This window comes from Klebsiella africana, from assembly GCF_020526085.1.
Lineage (GTDB): Bacteria > Pseudomonadota > Gammaproteobacteria > Enterobacterales > Enterobacteriaceae > Klebsiella > Klebsiella africana.
On record NZ_CP084874.1, the window covers coordinates 492,361 to 511,396 of the forward strand.

At 56.0% G+C, this 19,036-nt stretch carries 20 protein-coding genes; 16 read left to right on the forward strand and 4 right to left on the reverse strand.

Annotation, left to right across the window (positions count from 1 at the left end):
* Window positions 1-30 precede the first annotated feature (30 nt).
* Window positions 31-1,476, forward strand: coding sequence for a metalloprotease TldD (gene tldD, locus LGL98_RS02365; RefSeq protein WP_136031020.1), 1,446 nt, complete (start codon window positions 31-33; stop codon window positions 1,474-1,476).
* A gap of 35 nt (window positions 1,477-1,511) precedes the next feature.
* Here tldD and aaeR read toward each other — a convergent pair whose 3' ends face one another.
* Window positions 1,512-2,441: an HTH-type transcriptional activator AaeR gene (gene aaeR, locus LGL98_RS02370; protein ID WP_136031022.1), complete on the reverse strand. Its 930-nt coding sequence runs from the start codon at window positions 2,439-2,441 to the stop codon at window positions 1,512-1,514.
* Window positions 2,442-2,573: 132 nt separating this feature from the next.
* Here aaeR and aaeX point away from each other — a divergent pair, with 132 nt between their 5' ends.
* The 5 genes from aaeX (at window position 2,574) to LGL98_RS02395 (ending at window position 7,383) form a co-directional block, all read left to right on the forward strand.
* Window positions 2,574-2,777, forward strand: coding sequence for a p-hydroxybenzoic acid efflux pump operon protein AaeX (aaeX, locus tag LGL98_RS02375; RefSeq protein ID WP_002918640.1), 204 nt, complete (start codon window positions 2,574-2,576; stop codon window positions 2,775-2,777).
* 7 nt (window positions 2,778-2,784) lie between these two features.
* Complete coding sequence (gene aaeA / locus LGL98_RS02380) at window positions 2,785-3,717, forward strand: p-hydroxybenzoic acid efflux pump subunit AaeA (RefSeq protein ID WP_025713014.1); 933 nt, start codon at window positions 2,785-2,787, stop codon at window positions 3,715-3,717.
* A gap of 5 nt (window positions 3,718-3,722) precedes the next feature.
* A complete protein-coding gene (gene aaeB / locus LGL98_RS02385) occupies window positions 3,723-5,690 on the forward strand; it encodes a p-hydroxybenzoic acid efflux pump subunit AaeB (protein WP_136031024.1) in 1,968 nt (655 codons plus the stop codon).
* 79 nt (window positions 5,691-5,769) lie between these two features.
* Entirely contained in the window at window positions 5,770-6,045 is a 276-nt protein-coding gene (locus tag LGL98_RS02390) for a barstar family protein (protein WP_136031026.1), read from the forward strand.
* 315 nt (window positions 6,046-6,360) lie between these two features.
* Window positions 6,361-7,383, forward strand: coding sequence for an alpha/beta hydrolase (locus LGL98_RS02395; protein ID WP_136031028.1), 1,023 nt, complete (start codon window positions 6,361-6,363; stop codon window positions 7,381-7,383).
* Window positions 7,384-7,493: 110 nt separating this feature from the next.
* Here LGL98_RS02395 and yhcN-B read toward each other — a convergent pair whose 3' ends face one another.
* From yhcN-B to argR, 3 genes are all read right to left on the reverse strand, one after another.
* Window positions 7,494-7,760 (reverse strand): DUF1471 family stress response protein YhcN-B, encoded by a 267-nt coding sequence (gene yhcN-B / locus LGL98_RS02400; RefSeq protein WP_002918627.1) that lies wholly within the window; start codon window positions 7,758-7,760, stop codon window positions 7,494-7,496.
* A gap of 98 nt (window positions 7,761-7,858) precedes the next feature.
* The gene (gene yhcN, locus LGL98_RS02405) at window positions 7,859-8,122 is read right to left on the reverse strand and encodes a peroxide/acid stress response protein YhcN (protein WP_136031030.1); all 264 of its coding nucleotides are present in this window, start codon (window positions 8,120-8,122) and stop codon (window positions 7,859-7,861) included.
* 378 nt (window positions 8,123-8,500) lie between these two features.
* Window positions 8,501-8,971, reverse strand: coding sequence for a transcriptional regulator ArgR (gene argR, locus LGL98_RS02410; RefSeq protein ID WP_002918625.1), 471 nt, complete (start codon window positions 8,969-8,971; stop codon window positions 8,501-8,503).
* A 414-nt stretch (window positions 8,972-9,385) separates the two neighbouring features.
* Here argR and mdh point away from each other — a divergent pair, with 414 nt between their 5' ends.
* The 10 genes from mdh to LGL98_RS02460 all read left to right on the forward strand — a co-directional run bounded on the left by mdh (window position 9,386) and on the right by LGL98_RS02460 (window position 19,028).
* Window positions 9,386-10,324, forward strand: a complete 939-nt coding sequence (gene mdh, locus LGL98_RS02415) for a malate dehydrogenase (RefSeq protein ID WP_136031032.1) — start codon at window positions 9,386-9,388, stop codon at window positions 10,322-10,324.
* 131 nt (window positions 10,325-10,455) lie between these two features.
* Complete coding sequence (locus LGL98_RS02420; RefSeq protein ID WP_136031034.1) at window positions 10,456-11,085, forward strand: GntR family transcriptional regulator; 630 nt, start codon at window positions 10,456-10,458, stop codon at window positions 11,083-11,085.
* Window positions 11,072-11,737 carry a GntR family transcriptional regulator gene (locus tag LGL98_RS02425; RefSeq protein ID WP_136031036.1) on the forward strand — a complete coding sequence of 222 codons (666 nt, stop codon included), beginning with the start codon at window positions 11,072-11,074 and terminating at the stop codon, window positions 11,735-11,737. Before LGL98_RS02420 ends, LGL98_RS02425 begins: the two co-directional genes overlap by 14 nt.
* A 211-nt stretch (window positions 11,738-11,948) precedes the next feature.
* Window positions 11,949-13,217, forward strand: coding sequence for an SLC13 family permease (locus LGL98_RS02430; RefSeq protein ID WP_136031038.1), 1,269 nt, complete (start codon window positions 11,949-11,951; stop codon window positions 13,215-13,217).
* Window positions 13,218-13,249: 32 nt separating this feature from the next.
* Entirely contained in the window at window positions 13,250-14,149 is a 900-nt protein-coding gene (gene ttdA / locus LGL98_RS02435) for a L(+)-tartrate dehydratase subunit alpha (RefSeq protein WP_136031040.1), read from the forward strand.
* Window positions 14,149-14,766, forward strand: a complete 618-nt coding sequence (gene ttdB, locus LGL98_RS02440) for a L(+)-tartrate dehydratase subunit beta (protein ID WP_004188410.1) — start codon at window positions 14,149-14,151, stop codon at window positions 14,764-14,766. Before ttdA ends, ttdB begins: the two co-directional genes overlap by 1 nt.
* Before the next feature lie 141 nt (window positions 14,767-14,907).
* Entirely contained in the window at window positions 14,908-15,159 is a 252-nt protein-coding gene (locus tag LGL98_RS02445; protein WP_058331016.1) for an oxaloacetate decarboxylase subunit gamma, read from the forward strand.
* Window positions 15,160-15,174: 15 nt separating this feature from the next.
* Window positions 15,175-16,941, forward strand: a complete 1,767-nt coding sequence (oadA, locus tag LGL98_RS02450) for a sodium-extruding oxaloacetate decarboxylase subunit alpha (protein ID WP_136031042.1) — start codon at window positions 15,175-15,177, stop codon at window positions 16,939-16,941.
* A 15-nt stretch (window positions 16,942-16,956) separates the two neighbouring features.
* Window positions 16,957-18,258 (forward strand): oxalacetate decarboxylase subunit beta, encoded by a 1,302-nt coding sequence (locus LGL98_RS02455; RefSeq protein WP_101988644.1) that lies wholly within the window; start codon window positions 16,957-16,959, stop codon window positions 18,256-18,258.
* 59 nt (window positions 18,259-18,317) lie between these two features.
* On the forward strand, window positions 18,318-19,028 hold the full coding sequence (locus tag LGL98_RS02460) for a hypothetical protein (protein WP_101988643.1): 711 nt from the start codon (window positions 18,318-18,320) through the stop codon (window positions 19,026-19,028).
* Window positions 19,029-19,036 lie beyond the last annotated feature (8 nt).

Here is a 19,036-nt window from a genome sequence, read left to right on the forward strand (position 1 = left end):
GTCAGGCGGCAACAAACGAGTAGCATAACAATGAGTCTGAACCTGGTAAGTGAACAATTACTATCGGCAAATGGCCTGAATCATCAGGATCTGTTTGCCATTCTTGGTCAACTGACCGAGCGCCGCCTCGATTACGGCGATCTCTATTTTCAGTCGAGCTATCACGAATCCTGGGTTCTGGAAGACAGCATCATTAAAGATGGGTCGTACAACATTGACCAGGGCGTAGGCGTGCGCGCCGTCAGCGGCGAAAAAACAGGTTTTGCTTATGCGGACCAGATCAGCAAGCTGGCGCTGGAGCAGAGCGCCCAGGCGGCGCGGACCATTGTACGCGAGACCGGCAATGGCAAAGTACAGACCCTCGGCGCCGTAGAGCATACTGCCCTTTACACCAGCATCGATCCGCTGCAGAGCATGAGTCGGGAAGAGAAGCTGGATATTCTGCGTCGGGTGGACAAAGTCGCCCGGGCAGCGGACAAGCGAGTGCAGGAGGTTTCAGCCAGCCTGAGCGGTGTTTATGAGCTGATTTTGGTGGCCGCCACCGACGGCACCCTGGCGGCCGACGTCCGTCCGCTGGTTCGTCTTTCCGTCAGCGTGCTGGTGGAAGAGGACGGCAAGCGCGAGCGCGGCAGCAGCGGTGGCGGTGGACGTTTTGGCTATGATTATTTCCTCGCCTCCCAGGATGGCGACGTGCGAGCCGATGCCTGGGCAAAAGAAGCGGTGCGCATGGCGCTGGTTAACCTCTCGGCGGTCGCTGCGCCGGCGGGTATGCTGCCGGTGGTGCTTGGCGCCGGCTGGCCTGGCGTCCTGCTGCATGAAGCGGTTGGCCATGGGCTGGAAGGTGATTTCAACCGTCGCGGCACCTCGGTCTTTAGCGGCCATATGGGAGAACTAGTGGCCTCTGAGCTGTGCACCGTGGTGGATGACGGTACCATCGTCGATCGTCGTGGTTCGGTGGCCATCGATGACGAAGGCACGCCGGGGCAATACAACGTGCTGATTGAAAACGGTATCCTGAAAGGCTATATGCAGGATAAGCTCAATGCGCGCCTGATGGGCGTCGCACCGACCGGCAATGGTCGTCGCGAGTCGTATGCGCATCTGCCGATGCCGCGTATGACCAATACCTATATGCTGGCGGGCCAGTCGACGCCGCAGGAGATTATTGAGTCGGTCGACTATGGGATCTTTGCGCCTAACTTTGGCGGCGGGCAGGTGGATATCACCTCCGGTAAATTCGTCTTCTCCACTTCCGAGGCCTATCTTATCGAAAAAGGGAAGGTCACGAAGGCCGTGAAAGGGGCCACGCTGATTGGCTCCGGCATTGAGACCATGCAGCAGATTTCGATGGTGGGCAACGACCTGCGCCTGGATAACGGCGTCGGCGTCTGCGGGAAAGAGGGCCAGAGCGTACCGGTGGGCGTCGGCCAGCCGACCCTGAAGGTCGATAACCTTACCGTCGGCGGCACCGCCTGATCCTTACCAGGTTCCCGGCACCGCCGGGAACCGCTTCATCGGGCGATTCCGCGCCCGTGCATCCCCTGATAAATTTTTGCCACGTCGACAAAATACTCCGTCAGATAGTTGATGCAGACCTGCACTTTCAGCGGCAGTTTATCCTTTTCCGTATACAGGGCATAGACCGGTCGCGGATCGGATTGATAGCTGGGCAGCAGGATCTCCAGCTCACCGTGGTTGATCTCCTCGATCGCCCACATCAGCGGTACGTAAGCGATGCCCACCCCAGCCGTCAGCCAGCGCACCAGGGTCATGGGATCGTTGGTTACAAAGCGACCCTGCGGGGTTACCCGGGTTGAGATCCCTTCCGGGGCAATAATTTCAAATTCGTTGTCCGGCCGCACGCTATATTCCAGCCATGCATGGCTGGTCAGGTCGGCCGGTTTTTCCGGATAGCCCGCTTGTGTCAGGTAGCTTTTGGCGGCGCATAACACCATCGGCATTGAGCCCAGGCGGCGGGAAAAGAGGCTGGAATCCTGCAGCGCGCCAACGCGGATAACCACGTCAAGGCCATCGGCGATCAGGTCTGGCGCAGGTATGCCGGTGACCAGATTTACGGAGAGTCCAGGGTATTCTTTCAGCATCTCCGCGGTTATGCGAGCCAGGACATTTTGTGCCATAGTTGAAGAGCAGCCGATGCGCAGCGTCCCGATTGGCGTGTTGTTAAATGCGTATAATTGCTCATGGACATCCTGCGCTTCAAAGAGCATCCTACGGCAGCCCTGGTAATAGATTTTACCGGCTTCTGTTAAGCCAAGGCTGCGGGTGCTGCGGTTAAGCAGCTTCACCTGCAGTTCATCCTCCAGTTTAGCAACGGTCTGGCTGATCGAGGAAACGCTCATCTGAAGCTGGCGGGCCGCCGCGGTGAATGAACCTAATTCGACCACTTTGGCGAAGACGGACATGCGTTTTAATCGTTCCATTATTCACTCTGGCTTAAAAGTGATTTAGATCACACATTATAGATAATGCTGCAATTGTTACGTTAATATATTGTTAGCTACATAATAAACGCATCTCGCTCACTACCTGTACGCTTCTTATTCAAGGTCATCATGAGTCTGTTTCCTGTCATCGTGATTTTCGGCTTATCGTTTCCGCCGATCTTCTTCGAGTTACTGTTGTCGCTGGCCATCTTCTGGCTGGTGCACCGGTTGCTGGTTCCGACCGGCATCTACGATTTTGTCTGGCACCCTGCACTGTTTAATACGGCGCTTTATTGCTGCCTTTTTTATTTGATATCGCGCTTGTTCGTTTGAGGTTGATGTGAAAACACTAACAAGAAATATCCTCCGTACCGCTATTACCGTGATACTGGTCATTCTGGCCTTTGTGGCGATTTTCCGCGCCTGGGTCTATTACACCGCCTCGCCGTGGACGCGGGATGCGCGCTTTAGCGCTGATATTGTGGCCATTGCACCGGATGTCTCGGGGCTGATTTCCCAGGTAAACGTCAAGGATAACCAACTGGTTAAGAAAGACCAGGTATTGTTCGTTATTGACCAACCTCGTTACCAAAAAGCGTTGGATCAGGCAGAGGCCGATGTCGCCTACTACCAGACGTTAGCCCAGGAGAAACGCGTTGAAGCCGGTCGACGCAATAAGCTCGGCGTACAGGCGATGTCGCGGGAAGAGATAGACCAGGCGAATAACGTGCTGCAAACCGTTGAGCATCAGCTGGCGAAAGCCGTGGCCAGCCGCGATCTGGCCAGGCTGGATCTGGAACGCACGGTGATCCGCGCCCCTGCGGATGGCTGGGTGACCAACCTGAATGTCTATAACGGAGAATTTATCACCCGCGGTTCTACTGCAGTGGCGCTGGTGAAAGAGAATACCTTTTACGTCATGGCCTATCTGGAAGAAACCAAGCTGGAAGGCGTCCGCCCCGGTTACCGTGCAGAGATTACCCCGCTTGGCAGCAGCAAAACCATGAAAGGCACCGTGGACAGTATCGCCGCGGGGGTGACCAACGCCAGCAGCAGCAGCGACTCGAAAGGCATGGCCTCGGTCGACTCTAACCTTGAATGGGTGCGTCTGGCGCAGCGTGTGCCGGTGCGTATTCGCCTCGACCACCAGCAGGGAAACCTGTGGCCGTCAGGCACTACCGCGACGGTCGTCATCACCGGTAAAGAAGACCGTGACACCAGCCAGGCTAACTTCTTCCAGAAACTGGCTATGCGCCTGCGCGAATTCGGTTAATCGCTATGGGGACATATACCATTGCTCCCCGGCACCTCCGCTTTGCTATTAAGCTTGCATGCGCGGTGGTGTTGGCGCTGTTCGTCGGTTTCCATTTTCAGCTCGAAACGCCGCGCTGGGCGGTGCTGACGGCGGCGATCGTCGCTGCCGGGCCAGCGTTTGCCGCCGGGGGAGAGCCGTACTCTGGCGCGATTCGCTATCGCGGGATGTTACGTATTGCCGGGACCTTTATTGGCTGTATTGCCGCGCTGGTCATTATCATCCTGATGATCCGCGCTCCTCTGCTAATGATGCTGGTTTGCTGCCTGTGGGCTGGGTTTTGTACCTGGATCTCCTCGCTGGTCAAGGTCGAGAACTCCTATGCCTGGGGGCTGGCCGGGTACACCGCGCTGATTATCATTATCACTATCCATACTGATCCGATGCTGGCGCCGCAGTTTGCCGTTGAGCGCTGCAGCGAAATTGTTATCGGTATTGTTAGCGCCATCGTCGCTGACCTACTGTTCTCTCCGCGTTCGATTAAAAAAGAGATCGACCTTGAGCTGGATAACCTGCTGATTGCGCAATATAAGCTGATGCAGCTATGCGTTGCGCATGGCGACAAAGAGGAAGTGGATCAGGCCTGGGGAGCACTGGTGCGTCGCACTGCGGCCCTGGAAGGCATGCGTAGTAACCTGATTATGGAATCTTCACGCTGGGCGAAGGCGAATCAGCGTCTGAAAGCCATCAATACCCTTTCGTTAACGCTTATTACCCAGGCTTGTGAAACCTACCTGATCCAGAACTCGCGCCCGGAAATGGTGACGGATGATTACCGCGAACTGTTCGCCGAGCCGGTTGAGACGGTTCAGGATGTCCACCAGCAGCTGAAGCGTATGCGCCGGTTCCTGACCTGGAAAGGCGAGCATAATACGCCAGTCACGATCTATAGCTGGGTGGGTGCCGCTACGCGCTATTTATTACTTAAGCGTGGCGTGGTCGGCAACACCAAGATCAGCCGCATCGAAGAGGGCGTATTGCGTGGCGAAACGGTGGTCAAAGTAGAGTCCGCCGAACGTCATCACGCGATGGTAAACTTCTGGCGCACCTCCGTCTCCTGTATTCTCGGGACGCTGTTCTGGCTGTGGACGGGCTGGACTTCAGGCAGCGGCGCGATGGTAATGATTGCCGTGGTTACCGCGCTGGCCATGCGTCTGCCGAATCCCCGAATGGTGGCGATAGATTTCCTCTACGGCACCCTGGCGGCGTTACCGCTGGGCACCTTGTACTTCCTGGTGATCATGCCGGCGACGCAGCAGAGCATGCTGCTGCTCTGCATTAGCCTGGCGGCGATGGCGTTCTTTATCGGGATAGAAGTGCAGAAAAGGCGTCTCGGATCGTTGGGGGCGCTGGCGAGCACCATTAACATTCTGGTGCTGGATAATCCGATGCAGTTCCAGTTCAGTCAGTTCCTCGACAGCGCGCTGGGGCAGATTGTCGGTTGTTTTCTTGCCCTGATGGTCATTCTCATTGTCAGGGATAACTCACGGGCCAGAACCGGTCGGGTGCTGTTGAACCAGTTTGTCTCGGCGGCGGTTTCTTCGCTGACCACCAACTCGGCGCGTCGCAAAGAGAATCATCTGCCCGCACTCTATCAGCAGCTGTTTTTATTGCTCAATAAATTTCCTGGCGATGTCGCTCGCTTCCGTTTGGCACTGACGTTGATTATCGCCCATCAGCGCCTGCGTGATGCGCCCGTTCCGGTAAATGACGATCTGTCGGCGTTCCATCGACAGTTACGCCGTACTGCGGATCATGTGATTTCCGCCGGCAGCGATGATAAGCGTCGGCGCTATTTCACTCAGCTGCTGGCTGAGCTTGACGTCTACCAGGAGAAGCTACGGGTTTGGGAGGCCTCGCCGCAGGTGACCGAACCGGTGCGGCGACTGGTGGAGATGCTGCACAAATACCAGCATGCGCTGACCAGCAGTTAACCCGTAAACCGACGCTCAGGCGTCGGTTTTTTTATCGCTATACTTAACGGCGACAGGAATAGAATACGGGAGGGCTGCCATGACCACCTATACGTTTGATTTTGACGAAATTGCCGAACAGCAGGATTTCTATCGCGAGTTTTCACGAACCTTCGCACTGGCTCACGATAAGGTGAATAATCTCGATGCGCTGTGGGATGCGGTGACCGGTGGGATGTTGCCGTTACCGTTGGACATTGAATTTATTCATTTAAATGACAAGCAGCGTCGGCGTTTTGGCGCACTGATTTTATTATTTGATGAAGCAGAGGAAGAGCTGGAGGGGGAGTTGCGCTTTAACGCCAGACAGCGATAAAAAGTCGAACCGTTTTGCCGGTAAACATCGTATTGACGTTCTGGGGGAAGGCGCCATTATCCCCATATTTATAGACCCAGGGCAGCGAACGTGGTGGTGAGGCGCTGTCGTTCGTGGTCAGCGTTTAACGAAAAGGTATTGGCCCCTTAATTCTGCGCAATACGTTAAAGGGAACTGCATTTTTATCTAAAAAGCTGATGGATTTGATGCAAAAAGCGCATTATTCACCGTTATTTTTCGGTAATACACTGCCTGAACCATGAATGCATATTTTATTTGATCTGCGTTTTGCAGGTCTTATCCAGGACGCCAACCATGAAAACCCTTCCTTTTATACTGACCAGTGGCCTGATGCTGGGCTCCATTGCGGCGACGACTTACGCCGCGGAACTCCCCGGTTACGCTGATGGCGCGCAGATTATGCGCGTAGATCATACCCGTGGCCGTATTGATACCTTCAATGGCGTGGTTTACAGCCAGATTAAAAATGCGGTTTCCGTTCGTCAGATGCATATGTCTTTGCTGGTGCCGCGAAACCACGATCTGAAGCCCGCCATTGTTTACTTCCCTGGCGGTGGATTCACCAGCGCGGCATGGGATAAATTTATCGAAATGCGCATGGCGCTGGCGCAAGCCGGGTTTGTCGTCGCAGCAGCAGAATACCGCACTGTGCCAGACACGTTTCCGGCACCGGTTGTCGATGGCAAAGCGGCTATCCGCTATCTGCGCGCGCACGCAGCGGAATATGGCATTGATCCTAAACGTATCGGCGTGCTGGGCGATTCTGCAGGCGGCTATATGGCGCAGATGATGGCGTTAACTCAGAGTGAGAAAAGCTGGGAACAGGGCGATTTTCTCGACCAGTCCTCTGCGGTTCAGGCGGCAGTGACGCTATACGGCATCTCTAACCTGTTGAATATAGGTGAAGGCTTCCCACCTGAGATTCAGAAAGTGCACGCCTCGCCTGCCGTGACGGAAGCGCTCCTGGTGCATGGCAGTGCATTTCGCAACTGGCCTGGCGCTACGATTGGCAGCGACAGACAAAAAGCACTCAATGCCAGCCCGATGGGGCATATTGCCCGTAACGAACCGCCGATTTTGATTATGCATGGCAGCGCTGACTCTCTGGTGTCACCCGTACAAAGCGCCCAGCTTTATAAGGCATTAATAGCGAAAGATAATAAGGCAGAGTATGTGCTGATCGAAGGCGCTGAACATGGTGATGATAGCTGGTATCAGAAGCCGGTTATCGACCGGGTCGTTAACTGGTTTAAAGCGACACTCGGCGCACCGCTACATACTGCCGATAGGTCGAAAGATAAAGATGCCAACCTGTAACTCGTTGTTCCGTTGTGGAAACGGAACGCGTTATCTGACCAGGTTTTGCGATAAGCAAAAAAAAGCCCCCGACAGGCGGGGGCAAGTCGTCGAAATAAGACGACGAGGGTTTATTTGTACAGCTCAGCGGTGGCGTGCCAGCTATCGCCGGTACGTGCTTCAATAATACGGTAGCTGCTGGCGCCTTCTTTCTCGGCTTTAGCCGCCAGTTCCTGACGCATGTCCATTGGCGCACTGCCTACCTGGGAAACGGAGATGGTACCCATGGATTGCAGATTTTGGGCTTGCTCTGCGTTCACTTGCTGAACAGCCGCGCTGGCACCGAAAGAGAGAAGGGAAGCCAGGCCAAGGGATGCGATGATCATTGCGCGTTTCATAATCTTTACTCCAGTCTTTGTTTTGCCGCGGCAGGGCGATGTATGAGGCCGGGCCGCGGTAGAGAATTTTTGTCAGGTTAACCGTTGACGTCTAAAACTTATTTATACAGCTCAGCAGTGGCATGCCAGTGGTCGCCAGTGCGGGCTTCGATAATCCGGTAAGAAGAAGCCCCTTCTTCCTGCGCTTTTTTGTTCAGCATTTCATGCATATCCATCGGGGAGGATGCTACCGCGCCGACGGAAACCGTGCCGATAGCCTCGCGGCCCTGGGCCTGCTCGCTGTTGATAATATCAGCGGCGAAAGCGCCAAATGACACGACAGAAAGGATACTGAGAGCAGCTACAGCGGTTTTGATTTTCATGATGTTCACCTCGTCGAATCTTTTTGTTGGGGGTCTTTGTTTCGTGACCCTCATCACAAAACCAAGTATACACTAATCACCAAAAATATTAATACCATGCTAATTGTTTTGTGCGTTAATAGTTACAATGGATTGCGCTTTTTATAACGGATAAGAATTAAAAATGACATGTTAGCGACAGCGATAAGATTTATTTCTAATAAAATCATATAGGTATTCGAATTTGATCTTTTGTGCGTTTTACGCTTTTCCCGTTAGTAAAAGAACGTATAGGCATCGTAAATGACACTAATTGTTAAATAGTTGTTGTCGTAGGAGAGGGGGAGAGAGGCAAAAAGGAGGGGAAGTCGCCCTCTGACGATAGCCAGAGGGGAATACTCAGAGTTCCTGCTCGAACAGAACCAGAATGGCGTCGTGCAGATCTTTCACCGTAAAACCGCGCGCCGGGGTGGTAAAGATGGTGTCATCCCCGGCGATGCTGCCGAGAATACCTTCCGCCTTGCCCAGCGAGTCGAGTAGACGCGCGATCAGCTGTGCGGCACCGGGGCTGGTATGAATCACCACTACGGCATCGTTATAGTCGATATCCAGCACTAAATTCTTCAGCGGGCTGGAGGTGGTCGGTACACCAAGCTCGGCAGGCAGGCAATAGACCATTTCCATTTTGGCGTTACGGGTACGCACCGCGCCAAATTTGGTGAGCATGCGGGAGACCTTCGATTGGTTGATATTCTCGAAGCCCTCTTCCTGCAGCGCCTGGACGATCTCTCCCTGCGAGCTGAATTTCTCTTCTTTAAGTAGCGCTTTGAACGCTTTAACCAGTTCTTCTTGTTTTGCCGAACTTCGCATAAGTCACCCAGATTATGGTGGTAAAATCAACATCATTATGCATAACCATGAATTTTTATGCAAATAATCCGCGAAAGGATAGGTCAATAATGTTATGAAGGGGGCATATTTTAGCAAAAAAAACGTATAAGGAACATGTTCTCATCACAACGCTTAAAGCCATGTAAAAGTAAATGAAATGTTATTGAGTTGGTGTTGTTTTGCGCAACTGGCTGGGTGTATTGTAACCAATAGTCGATCCGGTACTTCGCTTTGCTGGATGGTCAGTCAGGAAGCATAAAGTGCGCCGCTGTTCTATTGCTACGCACAATAATGCATTCTTCAGCCATAATCATTGTAATTGTTCATCTTGTGAATTAAGGTCCAGGCGACGGAATAACGAAAGACTAAATTAACCATAATAAGGAGTTTAGGATGAAAGTTGCAGTCCTTGGCGCCGCCGGTGGTATCGGCCAGGCGCTTGCCCTACTACTTAAGACCCAACTGCCTTCAGGTTCAGAGCTCTCGTTGTACGACATCGCTCCGGTTACGCCGGGCGTGGCGGTAGATCTAAGTCATATCCCCACAGATGTAAAAATTAAAGGATTTTCCGGTGAAGATGCTACCCCGGCGCTGGAAGGCGCGGATGTGGTGCTGATCTCCGCGGGCGTGGCGCGTAAGCCCGGCATGGATCGTTCCGACCTGTTTAATGTGAACGCGGGTATCGTTAAGAACCTCGTGCAGCAGATTGCCAAAACCTGCCCGCAGGCCTGCATCGGCATTATCACCAACCCGGTGAATACCACCGTGGCCATCGCCGCTGAAGTACTGAAAAAAGCCGGCGTGTACGATAAAAACAAGCTGTTCGGCGTCACCACGCTGGACATTATCCGCTCCAATACCTTTGTGGCGGAGCTGAAAGGTAAATCGGCAACCGAGGTGGAAGTCCCGGTCATTGGTGGTCACTCCGGGGTGACTATTCTGCCATTACTGTCGCAGATCCCCGGCGTTAGTTTTAGCGATCAGGAAGTGGCCGACCTCACTAAACGTATTCAGAACGCCGGTACCGAAGTCGTGGAAGCGAAAGCAGGTGGCGGATCGGCAACGTTGTCGATGGGGCAGGCGGCTGCCCGTTTTGGTCTCTCTCTGGTACGTGCGATGAAGGGAGAAAAGGGCGTGGTGGAGTGCGCCTACGTGGAAGGCGACGGCCACTATGCGCGTTTCTTCTCCCAGCCGCTGCTGCTGGGAAAAAATGGTGTAGAAGAGCGTCAGTCTATCGGCAAACTTAGCGCCTTTGAACAGCAGGCGCTGGAAGGTATGCTGGACACCCTGAAGAAAGATATCGCCCTCGGCGAAGACTTCGTTAACAAGTAACCTCGCACGTTCAAAAAAGCCGGAACCGTTGTTCCGGCTTTTTATTACCTCACTTTTCGCCTCAATGCGCCAGCCGTCGGGCAAATCTGCTAAAATCCCCGGCGTTTTAAGCCACCAGCCATGAGGACAGCGTGAAAAAGATCGAAAGAAAACAGACCCGGGACCAAATCGCGCAGATGATTCGCTACCAGATCCTTTCCGGTGCGATGAAGGCTGGGGATGAGCTGACGCAAGAGAGCATCGCGGAACAGCTGGGACTTTCACGTATGCCGGTTAGGGAAGCGCTGCAATCTCTTGAGCAGGAAGGGTTTCTGGTGCGCTTGCCTAACCGGCATATGCAGGTCTCCACATTGGCCGTTGAGGATGTGAGCCATATTTTTCGCGTTATCGCGGTGATGGCCGCCGAACTGTTTGCCCTCGTGCCGGCGAATCAGGGGGAAGTGCTGCGTGCGCGAGCCCAGGAGCTGGCGCGTCCGGGAGAGAATACGCGCGAACTGGCGTTCCATCAGCTGCTGATTTCCTATCTTGATAATCGCTATCTGGCGAAGGCGTATCAGCAATTTTTGGATGGTTATATTTCTTATGTCATTCTGTATCTGAAAGAGAATGGCCAGGAATCGGCTCTGATACTGAGCGAACTGGCCAGCGCCATCGGCAATGGCGAAGGCGGAAAAATTGCCCAGACAACGCAGCGTTATTTCCTTATGCTTGCGGAAATTATGCGTCAACATATGAAGGATTGGGAAAGTGCAGAAGCCTAAATTAGGGAAAATTAAGCTTCTTTCCGCGAAGGAGCAGGTGGCGGCAGTTTTGCGTAAAGCGATCCTGTCGCGGGATTTAGTGGAAGGGCAGGAGATTACCCTTGAAGGGATTGCCCGACTGGTAGGCGTTTCCAGCATGCCGGTACGCGAAGCGTTTCAGATTTTAGCCGCCGATGGTCTGATTCAAGTGCGGCCGAATAAAGGCGCGGTGGTGCTGGGGATTAATGAGCAGACCATCCGCGAACATTATGAAATTCGCGCCGTACTGGAAAGTGAAGCCGTGGCGAAAGCTTCTCGTCCAGGAACTGATATTTCACGTATCGCTCAGGTTCACTATGCCGCAGAGAAGGCGCTGGCAGAAAATAATTCTGCTGAATATTCCGACCTGAACCAGGCTTTCCATATGGAGATCTGGAGCGCAGCGGGAAATGAAAAAATGAAGATGCTGCTCTGCAACATGTGGAACGGCCTGTCGATGGGACATAAGGTCACCGAAGAAGAGTATGCCGTTATCTCTATTCGCGAACATAAAGCGATTTTACAAGCGCTTGAGCAGCATAACGAAGCGCTGGCCCGCCAGCGAATGCATGAACACATTATCCGCTCGATGGAAAATATGCTCACTCGATATCTGCCCGATCCCAGCACCTGACGGGTTCCTCCGCCAGCGATAGGCTGGCCTTTCTTACATTTATCTGCACTATTAGTTACTTTTCGTGACGATCAGCACAGGATCTTGATGCAGATCTCATTGCGCGATCATTCCGCAAAAACGCATTGACTTACTTTTTGCATGGGAATAATTTCTCCTTCGTCAATATTGGATACAATATCATATATCATTGATAGGAAGAATTATAAGTATGGAACCGATTACCATCACCCTATGTTTGCTGGTGTTCGCTATCGTCATGTTTGTCTGGGAGAAGGTGCCACTGGCAGTGACTTCCATGGTGGTTTGTGTGGCGTTAGTGCTCACCGGTGTATTGAATCTCAAGCAGGCGTTTGCCGGTTTTATCGACAGCAACGTCATTCTTTTTGTCGCCATGTTCATCGTTGGCGGGGCGTTATTTGAAACCGGGATGGCAAACAAAGTCGGTGGCGTGATCACCCACTTCGCCAAAACGGAGAAGCAGCTGATCTTCATCATTATGGTGGTGGTTGGCGTGATGTCTGGTTTTCTCTCCAATACCGGTACGGCAGCCGTTTTGATCCCGGTCGTTATCGGTGTGGCCGCCAAATCGGGATTCACCCGTTCGCGTCTGCTGATGCCGCTGGTGTTTGCCGCTGCACTGGGCGGTAACTTGTCGCTGATTGGCGCCCCGGGTAACTTGATCGCGCAATCGGCCTTGCAGAATATCGGCAGCGGCTTCGGTTTCTTTGAGTATGCGAAAGTGGGCCTGCCGATGCTGGTCTGCGGCATCCTCTATTTCCTGACTATCGGCTATAAGTTCCTGCCTAATAACTCGAACAGTAGTGAGGTGGGCAGCGTTGGCGAGCAGCGGGATTACAGTCACGTTCCGCGCTGGAAGCAGATCCTGTCCCTGGTGGTGCTGATCGCCACGATCCTCGGCATGATTTTCGAAAAACAGACCGGTATTAGTCTGACGGTCGCCGGCTGCATTGGTGCCCTGGTGCTGGTCATCACCGGCGTGTTGACGGAAAAACAGGCTTATAAAGCCATTGATTCACAAACTATTTTTATCTTCGGCGGCACCCTGGCGCTGGCTAAAGCGCTGGAAATGACCGGTGCGGGTAAGCTGGTTGCCGATCAGGTTATCGGCCTGCTGGGTAATAACTCCTCACCGTTTATGCTGCTGGTAGTGGTCTTTGCCCTCTCCGTGGTGATGACCAACTTTATGTCTAATACCGCCACCGTCGCGTTACTGGTGCCGGTGAGTCTGTCGATTGCCGCCGGTATGGGCGCCGATCCGCGTGCGGTGCTGATGGCGACGGTAATCGGTAGCTCCTGCGCCTATGCGACGCCGATCGGTATGCCTGCCAACATGATGGTGCTGTCGGCCGGGGGCTATAAGTTCGTCGATTACGCCAAATCCGGCATTCCTCTGATTATCGTTTCCACCATTGTCAGCCTGATCCTGCTGCCAATCCTTTTCCCTTTTCATCCGTAATTTACGGACGCTGTTCTGACTAAGGAGCCTTTATGAGCAAAAGTGAACAGATATCCCGCATGACCGACATTATGGCCAGGTTCGTGGGATATACCGGCAAAGTATTGCCTGATGACGTCACGGCAAAGCTGAAAGATCTGCATAAGAAAGAGACCAGTCAACTGGCCGACGTGATCTTCACCACCATGATTGAAAACCAACGTCTGGCGAAAGAACTGGATCGTCCTTCCTGCCAGGACACCGGCGTGATCCAGTTTCTGGTGGAGTGCGGCGCCAACTTCCCGCTGATTGGTGAACTGGAAGCGCTGCTGCGCGAGTCGGTAATCAAAGCTACCGTCGACTCCCCGCTGCGTCATAACAGCGTCGAGACCTTTGATGAATACAACACCGGCAAAAATGTCGGCAAAGGGACGCCCACCGTCTTCTGGGAGATCGTTCCGAATTCCGACCAGTGCAGCATCTACACCTATATGGCCGGCGGCGGCTGCTCGCTGCCGGGTAAAGCGATGGTACTGATGCCGGGCGCGGGCTATGAAGGGGTGACTCGCTTCGTGCTGGATGTGATGACCAGCTATGGCCTGAATGCCTGTCCGCCGCTGCTGGTTGGCGTTGGGGTGGCGACGTCTGTAGAAACCGCGGCGCTGCTGTCGAAGAAAGCGTTGATGCGTCCGATTGGTTCGCACAATGACAACGAACGCGCGGCATTGCTGGAAAAAATGCTCGAAGACGGCATCAACAAAATTGGCCTTGGCCCGCAGGGAATGTCCGGCAATACCTCCGTGATGGGTGTCAATATCGAAAATACCGCACGCCACCCTTCCACCATTGGCGTGGCGGTTAACGTTGGCTGCTGGTCGCACCGTAAAGGACATATCGTTTTCGATAAAGACCTGAATTACACCATTACGTCTCACACAGGAGTGGCATTCTGATGACTAAAAAAATACTCACTACGCCCATTAAAGATGAAGATTTAGCGGATATTAAAGCGGGCGATATTATTTATCTCAATGGTCACATTGTTACCTGCCGGGATGTTGCTCATCGTCGTTTAATTGAAGGTGGCCGTGAATTACCGGTAAACGTTGCTGGTGGCGCGATATTACATGCCGGGCCCATTGTGCGCCCGATTAAAGGTACGGAAGATAAATTCGAAATGGTCTCCGTTGGGCCAACCACCAGTATGCGCATGGAAAAATTTGAAAAAGAATTTATTGCTAAGACCGGTGTGAAATTAATCGTCGGCAAAGGCGGTATGGGCAAAGGGACCGAAGAGGGCTGTATGGAACATAAAGCCTTGCACTGTGTGTTCCCTGCCGGTTGCGCGGTGGTCGCCGCGGTCTGTGTGGAAGAGATTGAAGATGCGCAATGGCGTGATTTAGGCATGCCGGAAACGTTATGGGTTTGCCGGGTGAAAGAGTTCGGGCCGTTAATTGTATCGATCGATACTCACGGCAATAACCTGTTTGAGCAGAATAAAGTGATCTTTAATCAGCGCAAAGAAATTGTCGCCGATGAAATCTGCAAACATGTGAGCTTCATTAAATAACCCCGATTGAATATATCGCGCAGTAATGGCAGCGGCAGCTGACTGCTAAATAGAGGCTTCTGACCAGGCGGTCCGGGGAAATCCACTCTGCTAACGCGGTCCGCTGTTAGCCATTATTGCGCCCCTCCCAAAGGCTATTTTATGACTGACAATGCCGTTCTGTTAGGCGAAGGCTTCACCCTGATGTGTCTCGGCATGGGCTTTGTGCTGGTTTTCCTGCTGCTGCTCATCTTTGCCATCCGGGGAATGTCCCTCGCCGTCAACCGCCTGTTCCCTGAGCCGCCCGCCGCCCCCGCAGCGGCGCCGGCCGCCGTCGCGCCCGCGGACGACTTCGCCCGCCTGAAGCCGGCGATTGTCGCCGCCATTCACCACCATCGCCGTCTTCACCCTTAATTCACGGAGGAATTCATGACCGTTGCCATTACCGATGTCGTCCTGCGCGACGCCCACCAGTCCCTGTTCGCCACCCGCCTGCGTCTCGACGATATGCTCCCCGTTGCCGCTGCGCTCGACGACGTTGGCTACCGCTCGCTGGAGTGCTGGGGCGGCGCCACCTTTGACGCCTGCATCCGCTTTCTCGGCGAGGACCCGTGGGTCCGCCTGCGCGAGTTGAAAAAGGCGATGCCGAAGACCCCGCTGCAGATGCTGCTCCGCGGCCAGAACCTGCTCGGCTACCGCCACTACGCCGACGACGTGGTGGAGCGCTTTGTCGAGCGCGCCGTCAAAAACGGCATGGACGTCTTCCGCGTCTTCGATGCCATGAACGACCCGCGCAATATGAAAGCCGCCCTGCAGGCGGTCCGCCGCCACGGCGCCCACGCCCAGGGTACGCTCTCCTACACCACCAGCCCGGCCCACACCCTGCAGACCTGGCTGGATTTAACCGAACAGCTGCTGGAGACCGGCGTCGACTCCGTCACCATCAAGGACATGTCCGGTATCCTGACGCCGCATGCCGCCTTTGAGCTGGTCAGCGAAATCAAAAAACGCTACGACGTCACCCTGCACCTGCACTGCCACGCCACCACCGGCATGGCGGAGATGGCCCTGCTGAAGGCCATTGAAGCCGGGGTCGACGGCGTCGACACCGCCATCTCCTCGATGAGCGCCACCTACGGCCACCCGGCCACCGAGGCGCTGGTGGCCACCCTCGCCGGCACGCAATATGACACCGGGCTGGATATCCACAAACTGGAGAGCATCGCCGCGTACTTCCGCGAGGTGCGCAAAAAATACCACGCCTTCGAAGGCCAGCTGAAGGGCACCGACAGCCGTATCCTCGTCGCCCAGGTCCCGGGCGGGATGCTCACCAACCTCGAAAGCCAGCTGAAGCAGCAGAACGCCGCCCACCGTCTGGATGAGGTGCTGGCGGAAATCCCCCGCGTGCGCGGGGACCTCGGCTTCATCCCGCTGGTGACCCCGACCTCGCAGATTGTCGGCACCCAGGCGGTGCTCAACGTCCTGACCGGCGAGCGCTATAAAACCATCGCGAAGGAGACCGCCGGTATCCTGAAAGGCGAGTACGGCCGCACCCCGGCCCCGGTGAACGCCGCCCTGCAGGCGCGGGTGCTCGACGGCGCAGAGGCCATCACCTGCCGCCCGGCGGACCTGCTGAAGCCGGAGCTGGCGCAGCTGGAAGCCGACGTCAGACGCCAGGCGCAGGAGAAGGGCATCACGCTTGCCGAAAACGCCATCGACGACGTGCTCACCGTGGCGCTGTTCCCGCAACCCGGCCTGAAGTTCCTTGAGAACCGCCACAACCCGGCAGCCTTTGAGCCGGTGCCGCAGGCGGAAGACGCCAGGCCTGTCGCGAAGGCAGAAAAGCCAGCCGCCTCCGGTATCTACACCGTGGAAGTGGAAGGCAAAGCCTTCGTGGTCAAAGTCAGCGACGGCGGTGATATCAGCCAGGTCAGCACGGCTGCGCCGGTAGCCGCCACGCCCGCTGCCGCCCCGGCCGGCGCCGGCACCCCGGTCACCGCCCCGCTGGCGGGCACCATCTGGAAAGTCATTGTCAGCGAAGGCCAGACGGTGGCCGCAGGCGACGTGCTGCTGATTCTGGAAGCCATGAAGATGGAGACCGAAATCCGCGCCGCACAGGCCGGCACCGTGCGCGGTATCGCGGTGAAAGCCGGCGATGCGGTGGCGGTCGGCGACACCCTGATGACCCTGGCGTAAGGAAAAGGAACGGAAATGGAAAGTCTGAACGCCCTGATTCAGGGCATGGGGCTGATGCACCTCGGCGCCGGCCAGGCCATCATGCTGCTGGTCAGCCTGCTGCTGCTCTGGCTGGCGATTGCGAAGAAGTTCGAGCCGTTACTGCTGCTGCCGATTGGCTTCGGCGGCCTGCTCTCCAATATCCCGGAGGCCGGGCTGGCGCTCACCGCCCTGGAGAGCCTGCTGGCCCACCATGACCCGGCGCAGCTGGCGGTGATTGCCGCGAAGCTCCACTGCGCGCCGGACGTCCACGCCATTAAGGACGCGCTGGCCCTGGCCCTGCCGTCGGTGCAGGGGCAGATGGAGAGCCTCGCGGTGGACATGGGCTACTCCGCCGGGGTGCTGGCCATCTTCTATAAGGTGGCCATCGGCTCGGGCATCGCCCCGCTGGTGATTTTCATGGGCGTCGGGGCGATGACCGACTTCGGCCCGCTGCTGGCCAACCCGCGCACCCTGCTGCTGGGGGCGGCGGCGCAGTTCGGTATCTTCGCCACCGTGCTCGGGGCGCTGACGCTGAACTATTTCGGCATCATCAGCTTCACCCTGCCGCAGGCGGCGGCCATCGGGATCATCGGCGGCGCCGACGGCCCGACGGCGATTTACCTGTCGGGCAAACTGGCGCCGGAGCTGCTGGGGGCCATCGCGGTGGCGGCCTACTCCTACATGGCGCTGGTGCCGCTGATCCAGCCGCCGATCATGAAGGCGCTGACCACGGATAAGGAGCGGAAGATCCGCATGGTGCAGCTGCGCACGGTGAGTAAGCGGGAGAAGATCCTCTTCCCGGCGGTGCTGTTGCTGCTGGTGGCGCTCCTGCTGCCGGACGCCGCGCCGCTGCTGGGGATGTTCTGCTTCGGCAACCTGATGCGCGAGAGCGGGGTGGTGGAGCGGCTGAGCGACACGGTGCAGAACGCACTGATCAACATCGTGACCATCTTCCTCGGGCTGTCGGTGGGGGCCAAGCTGGTGGCGGACAAGTTCCTGCAGCCGCAGACGCTGGGGATCCTGGTGCTGGGGGTGATCGCCTTCTGCGTGGGGACCGCCGCCGGGGTGCTGATGGCGAAGCTGATGAACGTGTTCAGCCGGCACAAAATCAACCCGCTGATTGGTTCGGCGGGGGTGTCGGCGGTGCCGATGGCGGCCAGGGTGTCGAACAAAGTGGGTCTGGAAGCGGACGGGCAGAACTTCCTGCTGATGCACGCGATGGGCCCGAACGTGGCGGGGGTGATCGGCTCGGCGATCGCCGCCGGGGTGATGCTCAAGTACGTGCTGGCGATGTAGGCCAGCCTGTTCCCGCGGCTGGCATGTCGGCCGCGGAGATTTCTCATAAGGAGACGGTGATGAATGAAGCCATAGCATGCTGTCCGGAAAACCGGACATCAACACGGGAGGCGGTGGTTGACGCCATGCTGGCGTCAGGCGATGAACTTGCACAACTGCAGCCGGCGCTGAACCTGCTTTCGCCCCCGCTGAACGCCACGCCTGGTGAAGCGCTGCTGGCCAGCTGTTATGAGGCCGGCGCTAACCACAATGCTGACGAGGCGACACGGGCGGTGAGCGCCTTACCGGCGGCGGTCGTGCGCCCTGCGACGCCCTCGCTGCAGCGCAGCGGTCTGCTGTGCATGGCGGCCGGAGCGCTCAGCGCCCGGCAGCTTCCGCTGACGCACAACCGGCTGTGTGACGTGGCGGGGCAGTTCGCCCGCGAGCTTCCCGACGGTGATGAAGAGGCGGGCAGTGGATTTTATACCGTGCGCAGCGTGTCCCTGCCCGTCTACCGGCGGCTGCGGCGGGATAACCATTCTCACAGCGTCTGCCTGCAGCAGGCGCTGCTGCATCTACTGGCCTGGAAGAGCGAGTCGCCCTGGGCGCGACAGCAGGCGCAGCGCCTGCTCTGGCAGGGAGGCGTACTGGGTGAGAAGGGGGAATTTGCGCTACTGACGCTGGATGATGAGCTTCGCGAGCGACAGATAGTCTGGCCCGCGCTGAGATCGCTGCTGGCGGTGACCGGGTTTCTGGTCCGATTCCCGGCCGGTCCGGTATTTAGTGATTAACGTAGCTC